General features: G+C 48.4%; 18 protein-coding genes and 1 riboswitch. Of the genes, 17 read left to right on the top strand and 1 reads right to left on the bottom strand.

The features are described from left to right. Positions 1 to 34: 34 nt before the first annotated feature. The 3 genes from galU (at position 35) to OCV37_RS13395 (ending at position 5,692) form a co-directional block, all read left to right on the top strand. On the top strand, positions 35 to 922 hold the full coding sequence (gene galU / locus OCV37_RS13405) for a UTP--glucose-1-phosphate uridylyltransferase GalU (protein ID WP_038185806.1): 888 nt from the start codon (positions 35 to 37) through the stop codon (positions 920 to 922). Positions 923 to 1,076: 154 nt separating this feature from the next. Beyond that, entirely contained in the window at positions 1,077 to 3,899 is a 2,823-nt protein-coding gene (uvrA, locus tag OCV37_RS13400) for an excinuclease ABC subunit UvrA (protein WP_038185804.1), read from the top strand. A gap of 86 nt (positions 3,900 to 3,985) precedes the next feature. Next, positions 3,986 to 5,692, top strand: a complete 1,707-nt coding sequence (locus OCV37_RS13395) for a PglL family O-oligosaccharyltransferase (RefSeq protein ID WP_038185801.1) — start codon at positions 3,986 to 3,988, stop codon at positions 5,690 to 5,692. A 2-nt stretch (positions 5,693 to 5,694) separates the two neighbouring features. Here OCV37_RS13395 and OCV37_RS13390 read toward each other — a convergent pair whose 3' ends face one another. Further along, complete coding sequence (locus OCV37_RS13390; protein WP_038185799.1) at positions 5,695 to 6,825, bottom strand: pyridoxal-phosphate-dependent aminotransferase family protein; 1,131 nt, start codon at positions 6,823 to 6,825, stop codon at positions 5,695 to 5,697. A 186-nt stretch (positions 6,826 to 7,011) separates the two neighbouring features. Then, positions 7,012 to 7,188, top strand: a riboswitch (Lysine riboswitch). 111 nt (positions 7,189 to 7,299) lie between these two features. Here OCV37_RS13390 and lysC point away from each other — a divergent pair. The 14 genes from lysC (at position 7,300) to fdhF (ending at position 23,365) form a co-directional block, all read left to right on the top strand. Then, positions 7,300 to 8,661 carry a lysine-sensitive aspartokinase 3 gene (lysC, locus tag OCV37_RS13385; protein ID WP_038185796.1) on the top strand — a complete coding sequence of 454 codons (1,362 nt, stop codon included), beginning with the start codon at positions 7,300 to 7,302 and terminating at the stop codon, positions 8,659 to 8,661. 279 nt (positions 8,662 to 8,940) lie between these two features. After that, positions 8,941 to 9,546, top strand: coding sequence for a 4Fe-4S dicluster domain-containing protein (locus OCV37_RS13380; protein WP_038185794.1), 606 nt, complete (start codon positions 8,941 to 8,943; stop codon positions 9,544 to 9,546). A 1-nt stretch (position 9,547) separates the two neighbouring features. Further along, complete coding sequence (gene hyfB, locus OCV37_RS13375) at positions 9,548 to 11,581, top strand: hydrogenase 4 subunit B (RefSeq protein WP_038185791.1); 2,034 nt, start codon at positions 9,548 to 9,550, stop codon at positions 11,579 to 11,581. Continuing rightward, positions 11,578 to 12,534, top strand: coding sequence for a respiratory chain complex I subunit 1 family protein (locus OCV37_RS13370; protein WP_390902266.1), 957 nt, complete (start codon positions 11,578 to 11,580; stop codon positions 12,532 to 12,534). The genes hyfB and OCV37_RS13370 overlap by 4 nt, the downstream gene beginning before the upstream one ends. An 11-nt stretch (positions 12,535 to 12,545) precedes the next feature. Continuing rightward, entirely contained in the window at positions 12,546 to 13,985 is a 1,440-nt protein-coding gene (locus tag OCV37_RS13365) for a hydrogenase 4 subunit D (RefSeq protein WP_038185786.1), read from the top strand. Positions 13,986 to 14,007: 22 nt separating this feature from the next. Beyond that, the gene (gene hyfE / locus OCV37_RS13360; RefSeq protein WP_261888096.1) at positions 14,008 to 14,643 is read left to right on the top strand and encodes a hydrogenase 4 membrane subunit; all 636 of its coding nucleotides are present in this window, start codon (positions 14,008 to 14,010) and stop codon (positions 14,641 to 14,643) included. Positions 14,644 to 14,647: 4 nt separating this feature from the next. After that, entirely contained in the window at positions 14,648 to 16,252 is a 1,605-nt protein-coding gene (locus OCV37_RS13355; RefSeq protein ID WP_261888095.1) for a hydrogenase 4 subunit F, read from the top strand. A 12-nt stretch (positions 16,253 to 16,264) separates the two neighbouring features. Next, complete coding sequence (locus tag OCV37_RS13350) at positions 16,265 to 18,004, top strand: hydrogenase large subunit (RefSeq protein WP_038185781.1); 1,740 nt, start codon at positions 16,265 to 16,267, stop codon at positions 18,002 to 18,004. A gap of 7 nt (positions 18,005 to 18,011) precedes the next feature. Then, positions 18,012 to 18,680, top strand: a complete 669-nt coding sequence (locus OCV37_RS13345; protein ID WP_084717545.1) for a formate hydrogenlyase complex iron-sulfur subunit — start codon at positions 18,012 to 18,014, stop codon at positions 18,678 to 18,680. A 47-nt stretch (positions 18,681 to 18,727) separates the two neighbouring features. Next, positions 18,728 to 19,495: an NADH-quinone oxidoreductase subunit B family protein gene (locus tag OCV37_RS13340; RefSeq protein ID WP_245609164.1), complete on the top strand. Its 768-nt coding sequence runs from the start codon at positions 18,728 to 18,730 to the stop codon at positions 19,493 to 19,495. Continuing rightward, the gene (locus tag OCV37_RS13335; protein ID WP_038185777.1) at positions 19,482 to 19,934 is read left to right on the top strand and encodes a formate hydrogenlyase maturation HycH family protein; all 453 of its coding nucleotides are present in this window, start codon (positions 19,482 to 19,484) and stop codon (positions 19,932 to 19,934) included. Before OCV37_RS13340 ends, OCV37_RS13335 begins: the two co-directional genes overlap by 14 nt. Then, entirely contained in the window at positions 19,931 to 20,389 is a 459-nt protein-coding gene (hycI, locus tag OCV37_RS13330) for a hydrogenase maturation peptidase HycI (RefSeq protein WP_038185773.1), read from the top strand. The genes OCV37_RS13335 and hycI overlap by 4 nt, the downstream gene beginning before the upstream one ends. Positions 20,390 to 20,628: 239 nt before the next feature. Beyond that, complete coding sequence (locus OCV37_RS13325; RefSeq protein WP_038185771.1) at positions 20,629 to 21,177, top strand: 4Fe-4S dicluster domain-containing protein; 549 nt, start codon at positions 20,629 to 20,631, stop codon at positions 21,175 to 21,177. A gap of 43 nt (positions 21,178 to 21,220) precedes the next feature. Next, on the top strand, positions 21,221 to 23,365 hold the full coding sequence (gene fdhF, locus OCV37_RS13320; protein ID WP_038185858.1) for a formate dehydrogenase subunit alpha: 2,145 nt from the start codon (positions 21,221 to 21,223) through the stop codon (positions 23,363 to 23,365). Positions 23,366 to 23,417: the final 52 nt, after the last annotated feature.

Raw genomic sequence — 23,417 nt, 5'->3', positions numbered from 1 at the left:
ATGGAAAACCTGAATACAACAAGGTAACGATAATATGATTAAAAAATGTCTATTCCCAGCAGCTGGCTATGGAACTCGTTTTTTGCCCGCAACAAAATCTATGCCGAAGGAAATGATGCCGGTCGTCAATAAACCTTTGATTGAGTATGGTGTTGATGAAGCGATTCAGGCTGGCATGAACGGGATGTGTATTGTGACCGGGAGAGGAAAGCACTCGATCATGGATCATTTTGATATGAACTATGAATTGGAGCACCAGATCAAAGGAACCAACAAAGAAAAATTGCTTGTCGATATTCGTAAAATTATCGAAACCACAAATTTTACTTATATTCGCCAGCGTGAAATGAAAGGGTTGGGACATGCCATTCTGACCGGCCGCGAACTTGTTGGCGATGAACCGTTTGCCGTTGTCCTTGCTGATGACTTGTGCGTGAGTGACGGAGATGGTGTGCTTGCCCAAATGGTTGCGTTATTTAAACAATTCCGCTGCTCAATTGTTGCTGTGCAGGAAGTCCCGGAAGATGAAACCCATAAATACGGTGTGATTGCCGGTGAAATGATCAAAGACGATCTGTTCCGGGTGGATGATATGGTTGAAAAACCAGAAGCGGGCACGGCACCAAGTAATCTGGCTATTATTGGCCGCTATATTCTGACGCCTGACATTTTTGACTTAATCGAACAGACTGAACCCGGTAAAGGCGGAGAAATCCAAATTACTGATGCTTTATTGAAACAGGCAAAAGCCGGATGCGTGCTGGCCTATAAATTTAAAGGGCATCGTTTCGATTGCGGTAGTGTTGAAGGTTATATTGAAGCCACCAACTACTGCTTCGAACACCTTTATCAGAAGAATTCAGATAAAGTTGAACTCAATAAACATTCAACGCAGAAAGGTGAACAAGCGATTTCAGCTTGATGCGGTGACTCGTCAGGATGAGCGCATTCTGCGCTCATCCTTTGCTTAAACCCTTTCTTTTATCCGTGCACTGTTTTTTTATACAGTAACACTTTGCTCATATCTGACTCTATGTAATACTAAGTTATTGCCACATGTTACCAGAGCATAGAAGATGGATAGTATTGACGTTCGGGGCGCTCGTACCCACAATTTAAAAAATATCAGTCTGACACTTCCGCGTGACAAACTCATCGTTGTCACCGGGTTATCGGGTTCAGGAAAGTCTTCCCTCGCTTTTGACACCTTATATGCTGAGGGGCAAAGGCGCTATGTTGAATCACTGTCGGCCTATGCCCGACAATTTCTGTCTTTAATGGAAAAACCGGATGTTGATCATATTGAAGGTTTATCTCCGGCAATCTCCATTGAACAGAAATCAACCTCACATAATCCGCGTTCAACTGTCGGGACGATCACCGAAATCTATGATTATCTGCGCCTGCTTTATGCTCGTGTCGGAGAGCCCCGGTGTCCGGAGCATCATACTCCTTTGGCTGCACAGACGATTAGCCAGATGGTTGATAAAGTGCTTGAGTTGCCGGAAGGCACAAGAATGATGTTGCTTTCTCCGATTGTCAAAGAACGGAAAGGTGAACATGTTAAAACGCTGGCAAATCTGGCAGCCCAAGGCTTTATCCGCGCCCGAATCGATGGTGAAATCAGTGATCTCTCCGATCCGCCGACATTAGAGCTGCATAAAAAGCATACGATTGAAGTGATTGTTGACCGTTTTAAAGTCCGATCCGATTTGCAGCAGCGTTTGGCTGAGTCTTTTGAAACTGCATTAGAATTGTCTGGTGGCATTGCAGTCGTCGCTTCGATGGATGAGGTTGGCGATGAAGTTGTATTCTCCTCTAATTTTGCCTGTTCACACTGTGGTTATAGTATGCAGGAACTGGAGCCACGACTCTTCTCATTTAATAATCCAGCCGGTGCTTGTCACTCCTGCGATGGTCTAGGGGTGCAACAATATTTTGATCCATCCCGGGTGGTGCAGAATAAAAGTCTCAGTTTGGCAAACGGAGCGATTCGTGGCTGGGACAAAAAGAATTTCTACTACTTTCAAATGCTGACGTCACTTGCTGAGCATTATCATTTTGATTTGACCACACCCTTCGAGAAGCTACCGAAGAAAATTCAAAATGTCATTCTGCAAGGTTCGGGGACACAGTCGATCGAGTTTAAGTATGTTAATGATCGCGGTGATACCCGGATCAAATCTCACCCTTTTGAGGGGATTTTAAGCAATCTGGAAAGGCGATATCGAGAGACTGAATCGAACTCTGTCCGGGAAGAATTGGTCAAATTTATCTCAACCAAACCCTGTGCCAGTTGTCATGGAACCCGGCTTCGGGAAGAAGCTCGTCATGTGTTTGTCAATGAGACCACGCTGCCAGAGGTTGTAGAACTGAGTATTGCCGAAGCGCTGGATTTCTTTGAATCGTTGCAACTGACCGGGCAAAAAGCACAAATTGCAGAAAAGGTCATGAAAGAGATCAATGACCGGCTCCAGTTTCTGGTCAATGTCGGCCTGAACTATCTTAATCTTTCCCGAAGCGCTGAAACGTTGTCTGGTGGAGAGGCGCAACGAATTCGCTTAGCGAGCCAAATCGGAGCGGGGCTGGTCGGGGTGATGTATGTTCTGGATGAACCTTCGATTGGATTACATCAACGGGATAACGAAAGGTTACTACAAACATTGACGCACCTGCGTGATTTGGGCAATACCGTGATTGTTGTCGAACATGATGAAGATGCCATTCGGATGGCTGACTACATTGTTGATATTGGTCCCGGGGCCGGGGTGCATGGCGGGCACATTGTCGCGCAAGGCAATGTCGAGGAAGTGATTGCGACACCAGATTCATTGACCGGTCAATATTTGAGCGGGGAAAAATCAATTGCTATTCCTGCACACAGAACGCCTTTTGATGCGAAGAAGGTGGTCGAAGTCTCTGGTGCCAGCGGCAATAACCTTAAAGATGTAACGTTGACGATCCCGGTTGGATTGTTTACTTGTGTCACCGGCGTTTCGGGGTCAGGCAAATCGACCCTGATCAATGACACCTTCTATAAAATAGCCCATATTGAACTCAATGGTGCCAGTGTGACAGAGCCGGCACCTTACAAAAAAATCAAAGGACTTGATCAACTTGATAAAGTCATTGATATCGACCAAAGCCCGATTGGCCGGACACCGCGCTCTAATCCGGCAACGTATACCGGAATCTTTACCCCGATTCGGGAGTTATTTGCCGGAACACAAGAGTCTCGTTCCAGAGGTTATAAACCGGGACGGTTTAGTTTTAATGTCCGGGGTGGACGTTGTGAAGCGTGTCAGGGCGATGGGGTCATTAAAGTGGAAATGCACTTCCTGCCCGATGTTTATGTACCGTGTGATATCTGTAAAGGAAAACGTTATAACCGAGAGACGTTGGAAGTGAAATATAAAGGCAAAACCATTGATGAAGTGCTTGAAATGACAGTGGAAGACGCCAGAACTTTCTTTGACCCGGTTCCCGTGATTGCCAGAAAGTTACAGACATTGATGGATGTCGGACTGTCATACATTCGTTTAGGTCAGGCTGCGACCACGTTATCCGGCGGCGAAGCGCAACGGGTCAAGCTGGCCAGAGAGCTTTCTAAGCGAGATACGGGGAAAACGTTGTATATCCTAGATGAGCCGACAACCGGGCTGCACTTCCACGATATTCAGCAATTGCTGACAGTTCTTCATCGCTTGAGAGATCATGGCAATACCGTTGTGGTGATTGAACATAACTTAGATGTGATCAAAACGGCAGACTGGATCGTTGATCTGGGGCCTGAAGGCGGGCAGGGCGGTGGTGAAATCATTGCGCAGGGTACGCCGGAGGAAGTGTCCCAAGTTACCGGTTCTCATACCGCACGTTTTCTCAAACCTATGTTAGAATAACCTCCATCATACTTCCTGTAGGGAGACGAAGTGTACCGGCGTCTTAACGTGGTTATATCGTCTCCCCCCACAACATGAATGAGACTATGGCGATATTGATCGTACGGGGAACACGGCTTGAGCCGCCCCCGGTAAAACTTCCTTTAAATCGGCCTTTTTTATTTGTTCTCGGGATGCTATACCTCATTTTTCTGCATGTTCCGAGTGGCCTGAATATTCGTGTTGGGTTAACACCGATATTTAATATGATGACTTGGTTTTGGGTCAGTATGGCGATTTCAGTCGGTTTGTTTCAAGTGATCAGAGCCGGGAAAATCCGATATTCAAAACTAACGTTAGGATTATTGGTCTGCTGTTTATTGCTGACATTACCGCTGTTTTATGACCGGGCCTCTGTCTCGCTTGCCATGCCTCGAGTGATCGCTTTATGGGGCGGATTTTTTCTCTTTGCAGTGCTTCAGCAGTTCCGTTTCAGTAATAAACATAAACATCGACTCATCTGGTTGATCGTGCTGTCGGTATTGGTTGAATGCGGAGTGGCTTATTATCAGTTATGTGTTGAACCGAGCCGAGTGCCATTGGGCGTCTTTCCTACGGTCAATACATTCGCAACATATATTGCAACCGGTCTTTTGGCTTCCGGGTATCTGCTTTCCCGGCATTTAAAAAAGTATCAGGCCCAATTTAGCATAGCCAGCCTGCTCTATATCATGCCGTTACTCTGTATGCCGTTATTGGTGCTACTCCGCTCGGTTACGGGATGGGGAGTGACGTTGATCGGTATGGTGATGATTTTTCCTTATCTGTATCGGTTTGCCAGTCGGAAAAGACTGTGGGGGTGGAGCGTCTCTATGATGCTTGGTCTGTTGCTCGGCTTTATTCTGATTCAGGCGCTCTACACAACACCATTTAATGCTCAGTCTATCAATCGGTTATCTCCCTTATCGGACAGTCTGTCTCAGACCATCGATATGTTTATCGAGAAACCGTTTACGGGATATGGCTACGGGCACTTTGAAGAAGAATATGTCCTTTATAGTGCCCGCCAACATCAATTGAATCCCAATTATCCATCCCCTTTGGCTGGCTTATCTCATCCGCATAATGAAGTACTTTATTGGGGGATCGAAGGTGGGCTGTTGCCCATTTTCGCCATTACTTTGGCGGCTTTATTCGTGCTGGGGCGCATCTATGGTGCGAAACCTAAAACTCGTCTTGCGACACTCTCGCTACTGTTTCCGATAGCCATGGTGAGTCAGGTCGATGAGGTGTTCAGCCTGTCGGCGATTCACTGGATTACATTAATTATTCTCTTGTTTTGGGTCGATCAACGGGTTGCAAAATATCGTAGTGTGTCTGTTCACCGTGTCACGATGCGAGGACTCAATGGAATTGGCATCATTGTTCCTCTTTTAGCACTGCTTTACTGTGGTGCATTTCTCCGGGCACAGAGCTTACTCAAGCAATACAAGCAGGGGCAAGCTATCTCACGGCAGGCACAAATGTATCTGCCGTTAGTCTGGCAAGATCAATTGATACAAGCGCAGCTGATTGATCTGCTGAAGCAAAAGAATACAGAGCAACACCGGCAGCAGTTGAGTGCTTATGTTCCTTGGCTGCTTGAGTTGATCCAGCGGCAGCCAAGGCCGGCATACTATCAGTTACTGATGGCGTTATATCAGCATATCGGAGATCTGAACCGTGCGGAGCAATCACGTATCGAAGCTGAGTTTTTATTTCCTCAGTATCCTTTCACATTATCTGACAACACAGAGTTTGCTGATCCCGGGTGATTTTATTTTTGGCCCTGAGTGAGCGCATCTTCCAATGCTTTCAGACAAAGTGCGATATTTTCGGATCGGGCGCTATATCCCATGAGCCCGATTCGCCATGCATTCCCGGCAAACTGTCCCAGTCCTGCACCGATTTCCAAATTATACTGACGCAGTAAATATCCTCTGACCCACTCATCGTCAATCCCTTCAGGAATGCGGACCGTATTTAATTGGGGAAGGCGTTCTGATTCTGCCACGACAAACGTCAGCCCCAGTTGTTCCAGCCCTTGTTTCAGTTGTTGATGCATCTGCTGGTGGCGTTGCCATGCGGCCGTCAGAGACTCTTCCTGCAACAAGACCAGTGATTCATGAAGCGCATATAAGGTATTGACGGGGGCGGTGTGGTGGTAACTGCGTTTTTGTTGCCCGCTCCAGTAGCCCATGACCAAGGTTTGATCGAGAAACCAGCTTTGGACCGGCGTTTTCCGGGCTTTGATGGCTTCAATGGCAGCCGGAGAAAAGGTCAGGGGGGAGAGACCGGGCACACAGGAAAGACATTTCTGGCTGCCGGAGTAAACCGCGTCTAATTGCCATTCATCTACCGCTAAAGGCACGCCACCTAACGCCGTCACGGTATCGGCGATGGTTAACAAACCGTATCGTTTTGCCAAATGACCTAATGCTTTGGCGTCACTGAGCGCACCGGTTGACGTCTCTGCATGGACAAATGCTAGTACTTTCGCATCCGGGTGTGCCTGAATTGCCTGTTCGACTTTTTCAACAGAGACACTTTCTCCCCATGCGTTGTCTACCACGACTGCGTTGGCGCCACAGCGCACCACATTCTCCCGCATCCGTTCGCCAAAGACGCCATTGCGACAGACGATAACCTTATCTCCCGGTTCCAGTAAATTGACGAAACAGGCTTCCATTCCGGCACTGCCGGGGGCTGAAATAGCAATCGTAAATTCATTTTCGGTCTGAAATGCATATTGTAAGAGAGACTTCAATTCATCCATCATTTGAATAAATAACGGGTCAAGGTGTCCGATTGTCGGCCGGCTTAAGGCCTGTAAAACCCGGGGATGAATATCAGACGGGCCAGGGCCCATGAGTGTTCTTTGTGGTGGAAAAAAACTTTGTACAGTCACAAGCTGACTCCTTTCATTGACACTTACTGGCAAGTGCTCAGGCTAACGCTTATCCGTCAGGAAAGCTATCCGACACAAGTCTAGTCGAGTATTTTTCTGTGGACTGAGTATTTGGGTAAAAAATGACCAGTTTCATTCAATTTGTCATTGACATTGATAGGACAAAAACGTTCAATACCTAAGCTATCAAGCAGAAGAGGAGCACTGCCCAGGCAGGTATTTTGTGGAGCCTCAACTCCAAGACAGAATATTCAGGGGGAGTAGTGCCGAGACAGTCCATCGTTGTGGATTTGGATTGTCGGGTGAATGGGCTGAATCCCATCAACTGTCATCAGTGCTAACTGGTGAAGAGCTTCTGAGGTCTACTTTCATCGAATCGCCTCTATTTTTGCTCTAGAAATACTCTCTTCGAACATTGGACGTTGGTTACCCAACACAACATTTTTTATTTTAGGAAGTCGTGGGAGAAATACTGTGAGTGCACTCAATGTCGCCAAGTTTGGCGGAACAAGCGTGGCAAACTTCGAAGCAATGAGTCGTTGTGCTGCCGTCATCGAAAGTAATCCGGACACCAAGCTTGTTGTCAGTAGTGCCTGTTCTGGTGTGACAAATCTGCTGGTTGAACTGGCCAACGGTGTTCAGGATGCAGAAAGACGGACATCTATTTTAGAGCAATTATCTGACATCCATTTTTCAATCATTGAATCGTTACAAGAGCAGGACGCCGTTAAAGAAGCGGTTCAGGCGATTCTTGATACGGTAACGAGTCTCGCGGATGCTGCATCTTTCCAGACCAGCAGTAAGCTGACCGATCATTTGGTTGCCTGTGGTGAACTCATCTCGACGCATATTCTGACTCAGGTTCTCAAAGAACGGGGTATCGATGCTGTCAGATTTGATATTCGCGATGTATTACGCACAGATGATTATTATGGCCGGGCTGAACCACAAATCGAAGTGACGGCCTCTCAAGCGAAAGAGAAACTGGCACCTTTATGTCAAAAACATCTGGTAGTAACGCAGGGATTCATCGGTTCTGACGAACAGGGGAATACCACGACCTTGGGACGTGGTGGAAGTGACTATTCAGCAGCCCTGATTGCGGAAGCGGTACAGGCATCCGGACTGGAAATCTGGACGGATGTTCCCGGAATTTATACCACTGACCCCCGCATTGTGCCGAACGCGGCTCCGATTCCTGAAATTAGCTTCAATGAAGCCTCAGAAATGGCGAATTTTGGCGCAAAAATTCTGCATCCTTCTACATTACTGCCTGCGTTGCGACACGGTATTCCGGTCTTTGTCGGCTCATCGAAAGAGCCGGAGAAAGGCGGTACCTGGATTCGGAAACGTGTTGAAAACTCACCTTATTTCCGGGCCCTTGCATTGCGAGCCAATCAGACAATGGTGACCATTCGCAGTGCCAAAATGTTCCACGCTTATGGCTTTCTGGCCAAGGTTTTTGAAATTCTGGCCAAGCATAAAATCTCGGTTGATTTGATTACAACCTCAGAGATCAGTGTGTCCATCACGCTGGATAAGACGGATACGGCTGGTGGCGCACCTGAGCTTCCTGCGGCTGCCCGGGCTGAGCTGGAAGAACTCGCTCATATTGAAGTCGAACGCAATCTGAGTCTGGTCGCTTTAATTGGTAACCATATGGAGACCAAGGGATATGCCAAAGAAGTTTTCAGTACCCTCGGCGATTATAATATGCGTATGATTTGCTATGGTGCCAGTGATCATAATCTGTGTTTTCTGGTTGATGCCGATGACGCAAAAAGTGTGATTCAGAAGCTGCATCAGGATCTGTTTGAGCCGCAAAATAACGGGTAAAATAATCGACGAACAAGCAAGAAAATGCAGAAGAGGTTGGCAGTGCCAACCTCTTTTTTTTTGTGATTTTTTCGTTCAGTCTGAGGTTGTCTTTGGTTCGTCAATAGTGTCGACACCCAGTGTCGAGAGTGATTGATTTTGTGATGCACTACTTGCGAGAATGATGAATTTTAAAGTAAGTAAGTTTTTAATTTGTTGATTTTTATAAAATAAAAATAAAATCATACAAATGGCATGGTTATTGCCCCTGAGTTGATTATTTAGCTGTCAGGGAATGCTATGAAAAAATTTGTAGTTGCCGATCCTAAGAAGTGTATCGGATGCCAAACATGCATGGCGGCCTGTTCTGATGTTCACCAGAAAGTCGGATTGCAAAGTCACCCGCGTTTGACCGTGGTGAAAAATAACGACACAACGGTTCCGGTTATGTGCCGTCATTGTGAAGACGCGCCGTGTGCAACGGTTTGTCCGGTTCAGGCGATCACCAAAGAAGCAGACCGTATCTTTCTCAATGAATCCATTTGCGTCGGATGTACCTTGTGTGCTGTCGCTTGTCCGTTCGGTGCGATCGCACTTGATGGCAGTCGCCCTGTTGACCATGCCAATAGTTATGACACCTATATACCGTCCACGCCGCGTTCCAGTAATCCATCGACTTCTGTACCTCGGACATTTGGTCATGATCTCTTGGCTTGGGAACCGGGTGTGAAAAGTATTGCGGTGAAATGTGATTTGTGTGAATTCAGAGAAGATGGTCCCGCCTGTATGGAAGTCTGTCCGACCGGAGCAATTGTGTTGGTGAGTGAAGAAGCCACAGAACGTGCCCGCAAGATCAAGAGAGCAGTGACTGCCAACAGCTCACTGACTGTGGATATGGAGAAATAACATGATGAGTCCTTTATCGCTGTTGGTCTTATCGATGGGGTGTTATCTCATCGCCTGCGTCATGGCCTTGTTTGGCTGTTCTCGACGGGAATCTTTATCTGTGTCTCTGGCGAGTCTATGTTCGGTAATTGGCGGTATCATCGGCGTGATCAGCGCCGGATACGCGCTCATCAGCCACCAAGTGTGGCAAGCGCAACTTTTCAGCCCTTTTCCTTTTGCGCAACTACTCATCCGTTTTGACGGACTGGCGGCATTTATGGTGATGGTGATTTCGCTGATTGTGATTGCTGCTTCCATATACGGCTTACATTACATGAAAGAGTATCTGGGCAAAGGGGCTTGGGGGATCAGCCTTTTCCTCAACCTATTTGTTGCTTCGATGGTTGCGTTAGTTGTGGCAGATAACGCATTTTACTTCATTGTATTCTTTGAAATGATGTCACTGGCGTCTTACTTTCTGGTGTTGGTTGAGCAGAGTGAAAAAAGCATTCGTGCCGGTCTGCAGTATTTCCTGATTGCCCATGCCGGTTCGGTGCTCATCATGATCGCCTTCTTTATGCTTTACCGGGCCGCCGGAACCCTGAATTTCACCGATTTTTCCCATCTGTCTTTACCTGAATGGGAGTCATCCGTGATCTTCTTACTGGCATTCTTTGGTTTTGGGGCGAAGGCCGGGATGATCACATTACATAGCTGGTTACCTCAGGCGCACCCTGCAGCGCCGTCTCATGCCTCCGCACTGATGTCGGGGGTGATGGTTAAAATTGGGGTGTTTGGCATCATTAAAGTGGGGCTCGTTTTTCTCGGTGGTGCAGAAATTTGGTGGGGATATCTGGTGCTCGCCTTTGGCGCCTTTTCTTCTGTTCTCGGGGTGATGTATGCACTGGCGGAGCATGATATCAAACGCTTGCTCGCCTATCACACCGTGGAGAACGTCGGCATTATTCTTATGGGGGTCGGGGTCGCGATGATTGGCACTGCATCCGGCCATCCTGTTCTCGCCGCTCTAGGTTTGTTGGGCGGGCTTTATCACCTGCTCAATCATGCCGTGTTCAAGGGGCTGCTCTTCCTTGGTGCCGGCTCGGTCATTTCTCAGGTGCATACCAAAGATATGGAAAGCATGGGAGGACTCGGTAAGTTGATGCCTTATACCGCCATCACTTTCCTGATTGGTACGATGGCGATTTCTGCATTACCGCCACTCAATGGGTTTGTCAGTGAATGGTTCATTTATCAGTCTTTATTCCAGATGAGTCAGCAACATCATGTCTTTATGGTCACCGCAGGGCTCGGTGCCGTTGTGATGCTGGCAATCACCGGGGCTTTGGCATGTATGTGTTTTGTGAAAGTCTATGGGATTTGTTTTACCGGTGCGCCGCGGAGCAACATCGGCAGTCAGGCTCGTGAAGTCGGATGGTCGATGCTGGTCGGCACGGGTTTTCTGGCGTTGTTATGTATTGTTCTCGGTGTCGGATCCCCGTGGATTTCACCTTATATTTCTGACGTTGCGACTCATACCTTGGCAATTACCCCAATCGATGTGCAGCAGGGGATGGCACTCCATCCGGTCTCAACCACACAGGCAATTCTTTCGACACCGGTCATTACGATCAGTTTGATTGTGTTGTTGATCGTGCCAATGCTGGTGTTGTCTCTGTTTAAAAAACACCGCCTCGGACGACGCCATCAAGGTGATCCATGGGCATGTGGATATGCTTATGAACAACGAATGACCGTGTCTGCAAGCGGATTTACGCAACCGCTGCGTTATATGTTCTCTCCGGTCTATCGATTGCGGATCGCGCTTGATCCCTCAGGATGGATGAAACGAACTTACCAGCGAGCTTTGATTTCCGCAGCGGCGGTTGAGCCGGTATTTGACCGTTTCTTGGTGCGGCCTTGTTGTGATGCCGCTTTGACGCTCGGAGGCTGGGGGAGAAAGCTACAGGGCGGAGATTTCCGCATCTACTGTCTCTACATTGTGATAGCACTGATTGTGTTACTTATTATTCCGTTTGAATCAGGAGTGAAATGATGCCTGAACTACATATGCCTGAGATAAGCTGGATGGCGCTTGCGTTTGGTCAGGCTTTATTCATGCTGCTTTTGACACCGCTGGCGACCGGATTTTCACGGGTAATCAGAGCCAGAATTCACTCCCGACGTGGCCCGGGGTTGTTGCAGGATTACCGGGATATGGCCAAGTTACTGCGCCGTCAGCCGGTTGCGCCGGAGAATGCCGGTGGCATTTTCTGGGCAATGCCGTGGATTCTGATTGTCACCATGTTATTGATTGCAATGGCTTTACCGACACTGACACAGGTGTCGCCATTTCCGATCTCCGGTGATGTCATTACCGATATCTATCTGCTGGCGATTTTTCGGTTCTTTTTTGCTTTAGCCGGGATTGATGCCAATAGCATGTTTGGCGGTATCGGGAGTAGTCGCGAACTGACATTGGGGGTGTTGGTCGAGCCGGTGTTAATGCTGGCTATTTTCCTGATGGCTTTGATGGTGGGATCGACCGATTTGGGATACATCAGTCAGGGCATGTTAACCGCCAGTTTCAATCAGCCGATTCCGGTGATTCTGGCGGGGGCTGCCTGCGCGTTTGCCGTATTTATTGAAATGGGAAAACTGCCGTTTGATGCCGCTGAAGCTGAGCAAGAACTTCAGGAAGGCCCGGTGAGTGAATACTCCGGTTCGGGACTTGCGATGGTCAAGTTGGGGCTGGGGCTCAAGCAACTGGTCGTTGCGCAGTTATTTCTGGCGATATTCTTTCCGTGGGGCAAGGCTGCTGAACTAACGTTGACGGCATTGGTCCTCGCGGGGGTGATTCTGTTGCTCAAGCTCATTGTGGTTTTCTTTTTGGCAGCATTGGTTGAAAACAGTATGGCTCGCGTCCGTTTTCTGAATACTCACCGGCTGACTTGGTCTGCCTTTGCTTGTGCTGTTTTAGCACTCGCATTTTATATGATTCGATTGTGAGGGATTAAACGATGGAAATCATTGGATTACTCACTATTGGGCTGCCTTTTCTCGGGGCAATCTTCATTCTGTTTGCCTCTGAGCAGTCTGCAAAGTGGATCTGTCAGTGTTTTGCTGTACTGGCGACATTAGGAACGTGGGGATTGTCTTATCTCTTTTTCTCAACCGCTGGTGAAGCGGTTTCGTTGCCATTGTTGCATGTCGGCCATGTTCTTATTTTTGGTCTGGTTTTCGATAAAGTCAGTACCCTGATTGCTGTTGCTGTGGTCGGATTAGGGTTGATCGTGGCGGTCTATTCTCTCGGGTATATGAGTGCCGGGAACAAAGAACACGCTCAACATGGTGCGAAACGATATTATGTGTTTCTGTTGATCTTTATCGGTGCGATGGCAGGGCTGGTCTTCTCTTCAACCATTCTGGGACAGCTGCTGTTCTTTGAAATTACCGGAGCTTGTTCTTGGTCTCTGATCGGTTATTACCAGACCCCACTGGCATTTCGTTCTGCCCTGAAAGCTTTACTGGTTACGCACATTGCTTCCTTGGGATTATTTATCGCTGCGGCAACGATGTTTGTCCAGACGGGAACATTTGAACTGACCGCTATTGCAGGCTTGACCCCTGTCGCCAAAATGGTGGTGCTGTTTGGTATTATGTTTGCCGCATGGGGCAAATCGGCGCAACTACCGATGCACATGTGGCTTCCCGATGCAATGAATGCACCGACGCCCATAAGTGCTTATTTACATGCTGCTTCGATGGTGAAAGTGGGCGTTTACATTTTTGCCCGTAGTATTCTGTCTGCCGGAACGATCCCTGAAATCGTCGGAATTGTCGGGATTGTCGGCGCGATGATCACCATGATCTACGGTTTCCTGATGTACTTACCGCAAAAAGATATGAAGCGTCTGCTGGCTTACTCGACGATCACACAGTTAGCGTATATTTTTCTGGCGCTCTCGATGGCTGCACTGGGGTCATCGCTGGCACTGGAAAGCGGGGTGGCTTACATCTTCAACCATGCTTTTGCTAAATGTCTGTTCTTCTTTGTTGCTGGGTCATTCAGCTATGCCTGCGGCACCCGAATGCTGCCTCAACTGAAAGGTGTTATTCGCAAATCACCGCTATTAGGCATTGGCTTTTGTATTGCTGCAATGGCAATCGCCGGCGTTCCGCCATTCAATGGTTTTTTCAGTAAGTTTCCATTGTTTGAAGCCGGTTTTCATCTGTCTGCGACCTATGCCTGGTTAACTCCGCTGTTGATTCTGGCACTGATTGAGTCTATCGCAACATTTGGTTGGCTGTTGTATTGGTTTGGCCGCACCATTATCGGTGAGCCTTCTGAGGCGGTTGAGCGGATGTCTCCCTTACCCGGTTCAATGAAAATAACGTTAGTTGTATTAATCGCAATGTCGGTGATATCGAGTGTGATTGCTTCAACATGGCTTCAATAGGAGATGCATAATGGATGATCTCATGATGAATAATCTGGCCGGATTGTTAGTCATCACGTCCTATTTTGTGGTGATTGCCCGTCAGGCTAGAACTGCATCTTGGCTCTATGCCTGTCAGTCTTTGGTGTTGGTCCTGCTCTTTGTGGTTATCGCCGACCATTATGGTGCGAGAGATTTATATCTTTGGTCGATGACCGCTTTTATTTCAAAAGTCGTGCTGTTACCGACGATTTTATATATCCAATTAAGAAAAATGCGGGATGCTGCGGCTGAACAGCCCTTATTTCACCCGGCGTTAATCGCTGTTTTCGTCGCGGTGATTAGTTTGGTTTGTCTCTATATCATTCAGCCCGTGGCGCTGCCGATGGTTCAACCACTCAAACCTGTCCTCGCTGTATCGCTGGCTCATTTCTTTATCGGGCTGCTTTGTATTATCACGCAAAGAAACATTCTCAAGCAGCTGTTCGGTTATTGCCTGATGGAGAATGGCTCATCACTGATGCTGGCACTGGTTGCTCACCGGGCGCCGCATTTATTGGAAATCGGAATTACGATTGACGCGATCTTTGCGGTGATTGTGATGGTGATTCTGGCCCGGTTAATTTTTCGCAAACTCAATACGCTGGATGTGAAACAACTGACTGTACTGAAAGGGTAATTGTATGATGTCTGTAAATAATCTATTTCCGTACTTGCTTGGCATTCCCTTCATTGCAGCGATGATTGCTTTTGTTTGTATTGCGCTGCGGGACCAGTTCCGACAATTATCGGTGGTGATTCATCTGGTCAGTGTGGTAGCAACTTGGGGCATCAGTTGGGGAATGGCTGCCGAAGTGTTCGAGCATGGTGCGATTTTTTCCGCCGGACATTGGCTAATGCTTGATGGATTATCAGCACTGTTTCTTGCTGTGCTTGGGTTGGTGGCATTGTGTACCGGGATTCATGCCGTCGGGTATATCGGACATGAGCATCAGCACGGTGAATTGTCAGGTAAGCAAGTCTCACTGTTCTATGGACTCTTCAATCTGTTTCTGGCAACCATGCTGATTGCTTTAACCGCTAATAATATCATGATGATGTGGGTCGCAATTGAAGCAACCACCGTGAGTTCGGTCTTTCTGGTCGGCTTATATTATCAGCGTTCCTCACTGGAAGCGGCCTGGAAATACATCATGTTGTGTAGTGTCGGGGTCGCATTTGGCCTGTTTGGGACCGTGATGACTTATGCCAATGCTGTCGCCGTATTCGATGCACCGGAGCAGGCATTGCTATGGACGACACTGCGGGATCACGCCCATTTGCTTGATCCGCGACTGATGCAAATTGCCTTTATCTTTATCGTGATTGGCTTTGGGACCAAAACCGGTTTATTTCCGATGCATACGTGGTTACCGGATGCGCACTCAGAAGCACCCAGCCCGGTTTCCGGATTACTTTCAGCAGGGCTATTAAACTGTGCACTGCTGATCATTATGCGTCATTTCACACTTAGTTCGATTGTGCTCGGCAGTGACTTTGCCCGCTCTCTGATGCTCGGATTCGGGGTGCTCTCTGTGGGCGTCGCGGCTCTCTTCATTCTGGTTCAGAAAGATATCAAGCGCTTATTGGCTTACTCCAGTGTTGAAAATATGGGATTAATCGCTTTCGCAATTGGGCTCGGTCCGCTGGGTATCTTCGCTGCGCTTTTGCATATGATGAATCACAGCCTTGGTAAAACACTGATGTTTTGTGGGGCCGGTAATATCATGCTCAAGTATGGCACCCGGGACATGAATACCATCAAAGGTGTGGTCCGGATCGCCCCATGGACCGGTATTCTGTTTGGCGCCGGAGCACTCGCACTTGGCGGCGTGCCGCCATTTAATCTTTTCGTCAGTGAATTTTTGATTATCTGTTCCGGGTTGTATGCACAACATCCGGTGTTAATCCTCATTTTACTTTTACTACTAACGCTGGTGCTGGCCGGATTTGCCCGGATGGTTGCCGGATGCGTTATGGGCGCGGCACCTGAGCATGTTGAATCAGGTGAAGTGAATTATCTGACGGTGTGTCCGCTGGTGGTGCTGATTGTGCTGATGGTTGTGATGGGGACTCATATTCCGAACACGATTCTTCACGGGGTCGAGCAAGCAACCCAAATCGTGATTAATCAACCCAATGAATCTCTCCTTGAAACATTAAATCTTCCTTGGCAACAAGGCGTGGCACACCTTTCTTCAAGCAGTGACGGTTTATCGGCTGTTGCACTGAATGAATCGATCAACTAGAGGCCTTATGACATGGATCAATTGAACAGAAATACGCAATATCAGATCGGTAAGTGCTATGTCGATGGGGTGCGTCAACATTTTCCTGCGGCAATTCAGGATGAAGCCTGGCAAGCTGACAATCAGGTGACGTTGACCGTAAAAATGACCTCGTTGGTTGAAGTGATGAAATGGCTCTACTATGACCAAGGCGGATGGTTGTCGGTTTCTTTTGGTAATGATGAACGGACACTCAACGGCTGTTTCGGTGTTTATCATGCTTTATCGATGGAAGGTGACGTCAAAAGCTGGGTGATTGTGAAAGTTCTGGTGAACGCCAATGATCAGGAATTTATCTCGATCACACCAGAGATCCCCGCAGCCGTGTGGGGAGAGCGCGAAATCCGCGATATGTTCGGTCTGCGCCCGATTGGTTTGCCGGACGAACGTCGGCTGGTGCTTCCAGATGACTGGCCGGAAGATTTGCACCCATTGCGTAAAGATGCGATGGATTACCGTCAGCGTCCGCAACCGACAACTGATACAGAAAACTATCCGTTTATCAATGAACTGGGCGGGGATACAGATCGGATCGTTCCCGTCGGGCCTTTGCATATCACCAGTGATGAACCCGGCCACTTTCGCTTATTTGTGGATGGTGAAGACATCATCGATGCTGACTATCGGATGTTCTATGTTCACCGGGGGATGGAAAAGTTAGCTGAGACGCGGATGGGCTATCATGAAGTGGGCTTCCTTGCGGATCGGGTGTGTGGCATCTGCGGTTTTACCCATAGCGTCGGTTATAACAACTCTGTTGAGACCGCTCTGAATATCGAAGTCCCGGCGCGTGGCAAGATGATTCGGACCGTATTACTGGAAGTCGAGCGTCTGCATAGTCATCTACTCAATATCGGCCTGTCCAGCCACTTTGTCGGATTTGATTCCGGTTTCATGCAATTTTTCCGTGTGCGTGAAAAAACGATGGAACTTGCCGAGTTGCTGACCGGTGCCAGAAAAACCTACGGCATGAACCTGATTGGCGGAGTACGGCGTGATTTTCTCAAAGAACAGCGCACCAAAGGCATTGCCATGATTCGGGAAGTTCGCCAGTCGTTTACCGAATTAGTCGATGTGCTGCTTTTAACGCCGAATATTGACAGCCGGATCGCCGGTGTCGGTGTCCTTGCCAAAGATATTGCCCGTGATTTTAGTCCGGTTGGCCCGCTGGTGCGTGGCAGTGGATTTGCGCGCGACGCCCGGGTTGTGCACGGTCAGTCGCTGGAATCTTACGGACAGGTACCGATCGGGTTACACCATTTTGACAGTGGGGATGTTCAGGCTCGTTTGCTGATTCGAATTCGCGAAGTGTTTGACTCGCTGAATATTGCTGAATTTGGATTAGATCATCTCCCCGAGGGCGCGATCTTGACTGAAGACTTTCAGTATGTCCCTCATCGGTTTGCTTTGGGATTTACCGAAGCCCCTCGTGGTGAAAATATCCACTGGAGTATGACCGGAGATAACCAAAAGTTATTCCGCTGGCGCTGCCGGGCTGCAACTTATGCCAACTGGCCGACGCTGCGTTATATGCTGCGGGGGAATACGGTTGCTGATGCGCCACTGATTATCGGCAGTCTCGATCCCTGTTACTCCTGTACGGATCGCGTCACTATTATTGATACCAAGAAAAAACGGTCTCAGACCGTACCGTATAAAACGATTGAGCAGTATAGCATCAATCGCAAAAACTCTCCCCTGAAATCCATGTGAGGTTGTGATGTTAAAACTATTCAAAACAGTTTTAAAAACCGGCGATGCAACGGCGAAGTATCCTTTTGCGCCGTATGAAGTCAGCACGGATTTTCGGGGCAAACCAGAACTGGATGCCGCACAGTGTATTGCATGTGGTGCCTGCATGAGAGCTTGTCCTGCCAATGCGTTAGTCATGGAGACCGATGAACAGCTGGGCATTCGGCGCTGGGAGCTTTCTCTGGCGCGTTGCATCTATTGCGGACGCTGCGAAGAAGTGTGTCCGACGCATGCGTTGGTCTTGTCACAACAGTTTGAACTGGCTGTGACCAATAAAGCAGATTTGTATGAACAGGCCGAGTTTGAGCTGGTTAATTGCCGGGAATGTGATCGCCCCTTCATCGCTAAAAAACTATTCGATTATGTTATGGAGATGCTTCAGCACGCCGGGTTGAGTGGTGAGTCGCTGGCCATGCGTCGTCATCAGTTGGAAAGCTGCCCTGAATGCCGACGTCAGGCCAATATGCTTGATGGTCAGAATCTGGCATGTAATCGCTATGTGACTGCCGGGCAGATCCCGGTGACACAGATATCTGCCAGCCATCGTCCGGATCCCGGAATGCCAGAGAACGATGATGCTGCGAACGAGATGTCTAATATCAAGCACGCCGATATGAATCGTGAGGAGGTCCAGTGAAAGGTATTCAGCCATTATCAGGCGTTCATCATACGCAGACACAGCCTGTGGAAGTGACCCCTGAACATCAAGCCTTAAAGCAAACATTGCTGAAGCAGATCAAACGGTCAGCCTATGTTTATCGGGTCGATTGCGGGGGCTGCAATGGTTGTGAAATTGAGATTTTTGCAGCCACAACACCAGTTTATGATACCGAACGATTCGGTATCAAAGTCGTTGCCAGCCCTCGTCATGCGGATATTCTGCTCTTTACCGGTGCGGTGACGCGTGCGATGCGAGCCCCGGCTTTACGGGCTTATGATGCTGCCCCTGATCCGAAGATTGTCGTGTCGTACGGTGCCTGTGGCTGTGACGGTGGCATTTTTCATGATCTCTATTGTGTCTGGGGCGGGACCGATAAGATCGTCCCGGTGGATGTTTATATCCCCGGTTGTCCGCCCACCCCTGCGGCTACGCTGTATGGCTTCGCTGTCGCTTTAGGATTACTTGAGCAAAAAATGCATGCCAAACATCATGATGCCGAGGCCGAACCTGCCAGTTTGCGTCATACCGGTATTCCACAGGATATCCGGGTGATGATCGAACGGGAAGCCCGTTTGTTAGCCGGTTATCGTCAGGGCAACCGTATTGCGGATGAGCTGATGTCTGTGCTGGCCGGGTGTCATGCCGACAATGTGGATGCGCAGATTCAAGCCTATCTTCATCAGCATAACGATCCTCGGTTGACGGAAATTGTCGAAACGCTCATGCGCTCGGTGATGAAACAACTGGTTGGCGATGAGCAGCAAGGAGGGACCTGTCATGGCTGTGGCTGAACGGCAAACCGAGAAGCATTCGAGACATTTAAAAGAGCGGGTGCGCTTTTATCGGTTAACGCGCAAGTTTGTTGATGAAAAAGAGGTGCCTCAAGAAGCCCAACAGATTATGTACTACAGTCTGGCGATTGGGCACCACCTTGGCATTGTCGATTGTCTCCAGTCCGATATGGATTGCCACGGTGAAGAATATCTGGCGTGGATTGAGGGATTACCTCAAGACAGCGAGGCCTACCGGAAGATGATAGGTTTCCTCAAATTTGGAGAGATTACGATTTTTCCGGAGCACATTCACATGCTGGCGCTGGCATTCCGGCAAATCAACCCCGCAACACAGTCTGAGATATCACAGCGTTTGACCGCAGGCTTGATCGAGATTCTCAATGCGATTCATCGGGAGCCGACGATGTATTTGATGATTCGGGGGACGGTGCAATGAGTCGACAAATCTTGTTGACGGTCGGTAATACCATGATGGGGGATGACGGAGCAGGTCCGCTACTGGCTAAGCGCTGTCTGGAACACCCCATTGATGGTTGGGAGGTATTAGAAGGCGGCACCATGCCAGAAGATACCTTGCATCTGATTCGTCACATCAAGCCTGAGCGCGTTCTGGTCGTTGATGCGGCTGATTTTGGTGAAAAGGCCGGGGAGATTCGCATTATTGATCCCGATACGATTGCCGAGATGTTTATGGTTTCCACCCATAGTTTACCGCTTAATTTTTTAATCGATGAACTGAAAACTTTTATCCCTCATGTGACATTCATCGGGATTCAGCCCGCGATTGTGGCATTTGCGGCACCGATGACCGATATGGTCAGAGATGCTGTCGACACGGTCTATCAATCTTTACATCAATGGCATGACGATATGGCATTTAGCCATTGTTAATCAGTGATGGCAAAAGTGTCGAAACTCGACACTTTTGTCGATGAGCGATCGGGTAAAGAGGCTCGTTGTACTGCCCGATTGAGTTTGTTTTTAAATTTATCATTTATTTATTCTTATAAATCATTGGATTAAATGATTTCAAATAGTAACTCCCGGATTGGCACGTCTTGTGCCTGTAATGATTAACCACCCCCAGAGTCTGAAGATACTCTGTTGTATTGACACAAAAAGGATACAGCATGAATCGATTTGTTTTTGCTGACGCCAATAAGTGTATTGGTTGTCGAACCTGTGAGATTGCATGTGCAGTTGCTCATCAGGATGAGTCATCGGGTACTTTAAGTGGGACTGAGGACTTTACGCCACGGTTGCAACTGGTGAAAAATGCAGAAGTCTCCGTGCCTGTGATGTGTCGTCAGTGTGACGATGCCCCGTGTGCGCAAGTTTGCCCGAATCATGCCATTGTTCATGAAGATGGCTACGTGAAGGTCATTCAGTCCCGTTGTATTGGCTGCAAGACTTGTGTGATTGCCTGTCCGTATGGCGCGATGAGTGTCATGACCCGGATGAAAAATACCGTGTCTGAACATGCTGCGCTCTTCCAGAAACAAGTGCCTCAATCTCAAGCGCTGAAGTGTGATTTGTGTTCCCACCGGGAAGCAGGACCCGCTTGTGTTCAGGTTTGTCCGACAGAGGCCATTCGTTTGATTGCGCCTGAATCACTGCAACAAACCAGCCAACAGAAACGAGAAGCGGCAGCGAGTCAGGCTTCTGTCATTTCGGCTTGAAGCGAAATGAGAATGGAATATCGGGGATAGTGAGAAAATTATGATCGAAAAAAAATTAGTCGTGTGCCCCTACTGCGGTACAGGATGTAAGTTGAACCTGCTGGTTGAAAACAACAAGGTGGTTGGTGCAGAGCCAGCCAATGGTCGTACTAACGAAGGTCAGTTGTGTTTAAAAGGATACTATGGGTGGGATTTCCTGAATGACACCCAACTGCTGACACCACGGTTGAAACAGCCGATGATTCGTCGCACGAGAAATGACAAGCTTGAAGCCGTCTCGTGGGATGAAGCACTAGATTTTGCCGTCGAGAAGTTGTCAGCTATCAAAGAGAAATATGGTCCCGACGCCATTATGACTACAGGTTCGGCCCGGGGGCCGGGTAACGAATCGAACTATGTGATGCAAAAATTTGCCCGGGCAGTGATTGGTACAAACAATGTTGACCACTGTGCACGCGTTTGTCACGCACCATCGGTTGCCGGGCTGGAATCCGTGGTGGGCAATGGCGCAATGAGTAATGCCATTCCTGAAATCGAGGAAGCAAAGTGTCTGCTGATTTTTGGCTACAACGTTGCTGATTCTCATCCGGTGATTGCGAAACGTATTTTTAAAGCGCGTGAAAACGGCGCTAAAGTGATTGTCTGTGACCCGCGTAAGATCGAATCTGTCCGGGTTGCTGACCAATGGCTGCCGTTGAAAAACGGTTCTAACATGGCTGTCGTCAATGCGTTGGCTTATACGCTGATTGATGAAAATCTCTATGATAAATCTTATGTGCAAAATTATACCGAAGGGTTTGATGAGTTCCGTAAGATTGTGATGGACTATGCACCTGAAAAAGTTGAGCACCTGACCGGACTGAAAGCCGCAGAAGTTCGACAAGCGGCCCGGACTTATGCCAAGTCTTCCGGTTCAATGATTTTATGGGGTATGGGTGTCACTCAGTTTGGTCAGGCGGTTGATGTCGTGCGCGGTTTGGCCGGACTGGCGTTAATGACCGGTAACTTTGGTCGTCGTGGTGTGGGTTGTGGTCCGGTTCGGGGACAGAATAATGTTCAGGGAACCTGTGATTTAGGGATGTTACCGCATCAATTCCCAGGCTATCAGCCGGTGACTGATGATAAGATCCGTGAGAAATTTGAGCAGGCTTGGGGAGTGAAGTTATCCGCTAAGCCCGGTTATCGGATGACAGAAGTCGGCCATAAAGTGGCAGATGGTTCTTGTAAAGCGTTCTACATTTTTGGCGAAGACCCTGCACAGACTGAAGCCGATCTGAATGCGATGCGGGAGACCATGCGCCAGTTAGAGCTGGTGATTGTCCAAGATATCTTTATGACCAAAACCGCTGAAATGGCTGATATTATTTTCCCATCCACCAGCTGGGGAGAACATGAAGGGGTTTATACCAGTGCTGACCGCGGATTCCAGCGTTTCTACAAAGCGGTGACCCCGCCTGAAGGCGTTAAACCTGACTGGGAAATCTTCAGTCTGTTAGCCACGCGGATGGGTTATCCGATGCATTACGAAAATACTCAGGAAATCTGGGATGAAATGCGCGCGCTGACACCACTGTTTGCCGGGGTTACCTACGAAAAAATGGCAGGACTGAAATCAGTGATGTGGCCGTGCCCGACCGAAGATCACCCCGGTACATCATTCCTGTTTGAAGGCAATAAGTTTGCGACCCCGTCTGGCAAAGGCAAGTTTATCGGTGCGCCTTGGCGTCCGCCGTTGGAACAAACCGATGCCGAGTACCCGTTGGTGCTTTCCACCGTCCGGGAAGTGGGCCACTATTCATGTCGATCTATGACCGGGAACTGTAAAGCCTTATCTACACTGGCTGATGAACCGGGATATGTCCAAATGAATCCACTTGATGCCAAGCAGCGAGGTATTACGGATCAGCAGTTAGTCTGGGTTTCCTCCCGGCGCGGTAAAGTGATTACGCGCGCGAATGTCTCTGAACGGGTGAATGTCGGTGCGGTTTACATGACCTATCAGTGGTGGGTGGGTGCCTGTAATGAGCTGACGATTGAGCATGTCGATCCGATTTCGAGTACACCTGAGTTTAAGTATTGTGCCGTCAAAGTTGAAGCGATTGAGGATCAGGCATGGGCAGAGAACCACGTTCAGTCTGAATATAGTCAAATGAAAGCGCGACTTAAATCACATGTTGCATATGCGTGATTAGATCAATATCGGCTCTTTAGGTCAGTGTACAATGTTCTGTATGTATTCA

Source organism: Vibrio rhizosphaerae (assembly GCF_024347095.1).
Classification (GTDB): Bacteria; Pseudomonadota; Gammaproteobacteria; order Enterobacterales; family Vibrionaceae; genus Vibrio; species Vibrio rhizosphaerae.
The sequence above is the reverse complement of the archived record's forward strand: the minus strand, read 5'-3'. Positions and strand labels throughout refer to the sequence as shown.

Bases quoted from the DNA above. Each gene is read 5' to 3' on its own strand.
- OCV37_RS13355 (WP_261888095.1), top strand. From the start codon at position 14,648: ATGATGTCTGTAAATAATCTATTTCCGTACTTGCTTGGCATTCCCTTC.
- OCV37_RS13395 (WP_038185801.1), top strand. From the start codon at position 3,986: ATGGCGATATTGATCGTACGGGGAACACGGCTTGAGCCGCCCCCGGTA.
- uvrA (WP_038185804.1), top strand. From the start codon at position 1,077: ATGGATAGTATTGACGTTCGGGGCGCTCGTACCCACAATTTAAAAAAT.
- hyfB (WP_038185791.1), top strand. From the start codon at position 9,548: ATGATGAGTCCTTTATCGCTGTTGGTCTTATCGATGGGGTGTTATCTC.
- galU (WP_038185806.1), top strand. From the start codon at position 35: ATGATTAAAAAATGTCTATTCCCAGCAGCTGGCTATGGAACTCGTTTT.
- OCV37_RS13370 (WP_390902266.1), top strand. From the start codon at position 11,578: ATGATGCCTGAACTACATATGCCTGAGATAAGCTGGATGGCGCTTGCG.
- hycI (WP_038185773.1), top strand. From the start codon at position 19,931: ATGAGTCGACAAATCTTGTTGACGGTCGGTAATACCATGATGGGGGAT.
- OCV37_RS13325 (WP_038185771.1), top strand. From the start codon at position 20,629: ATGAATCGATTTGTTTTTGCTGACGCCAATAAGTGTATTGGTTGTCGA.
- OCV37_RS13350 (WP_038185781.1), top strand. From the start codon at position 16,265: ATGGATCAATTGAACAGAAATACGCAATATCAGATCGGTAAGTGCTAT.
- OCV37_RS13345 (WP_084717545.1), top strand. From the start codon at position 18,012: ATGTTAAAACTATTCAAAACAGTTTTAAAAACCGGCGATGCAACGGCG.
- OCV37_RS13380 (WP_038185794.1), top strand. From the start codon at position 8,941: ATGAAAAAATTTGTAGTTGCCGATCCTAAGAAGTGTATCGGATGCCAA.
- OCV37_RS13365 (WP_038185786.1), top strand. From the start codon at position 12,546: ATGGAAATCATTGGATTACTCACTATTGGGCTGCCTTTTCTCGGGGCA.
- hyfE (WP_261888096.1), top strand. From the start codon at position 14,008: ATGATGAATAATCTGGCCGGATTGTTAGTCATCACGTCCTATTTTGTG.
- OCV37_RS13335 (WP_038185777.1), top strand. From the start codon at position 19,482: ATGGCTGTGGCTGAACGGCAAACCGAGAAGCATTCGAGACATTTAAAA.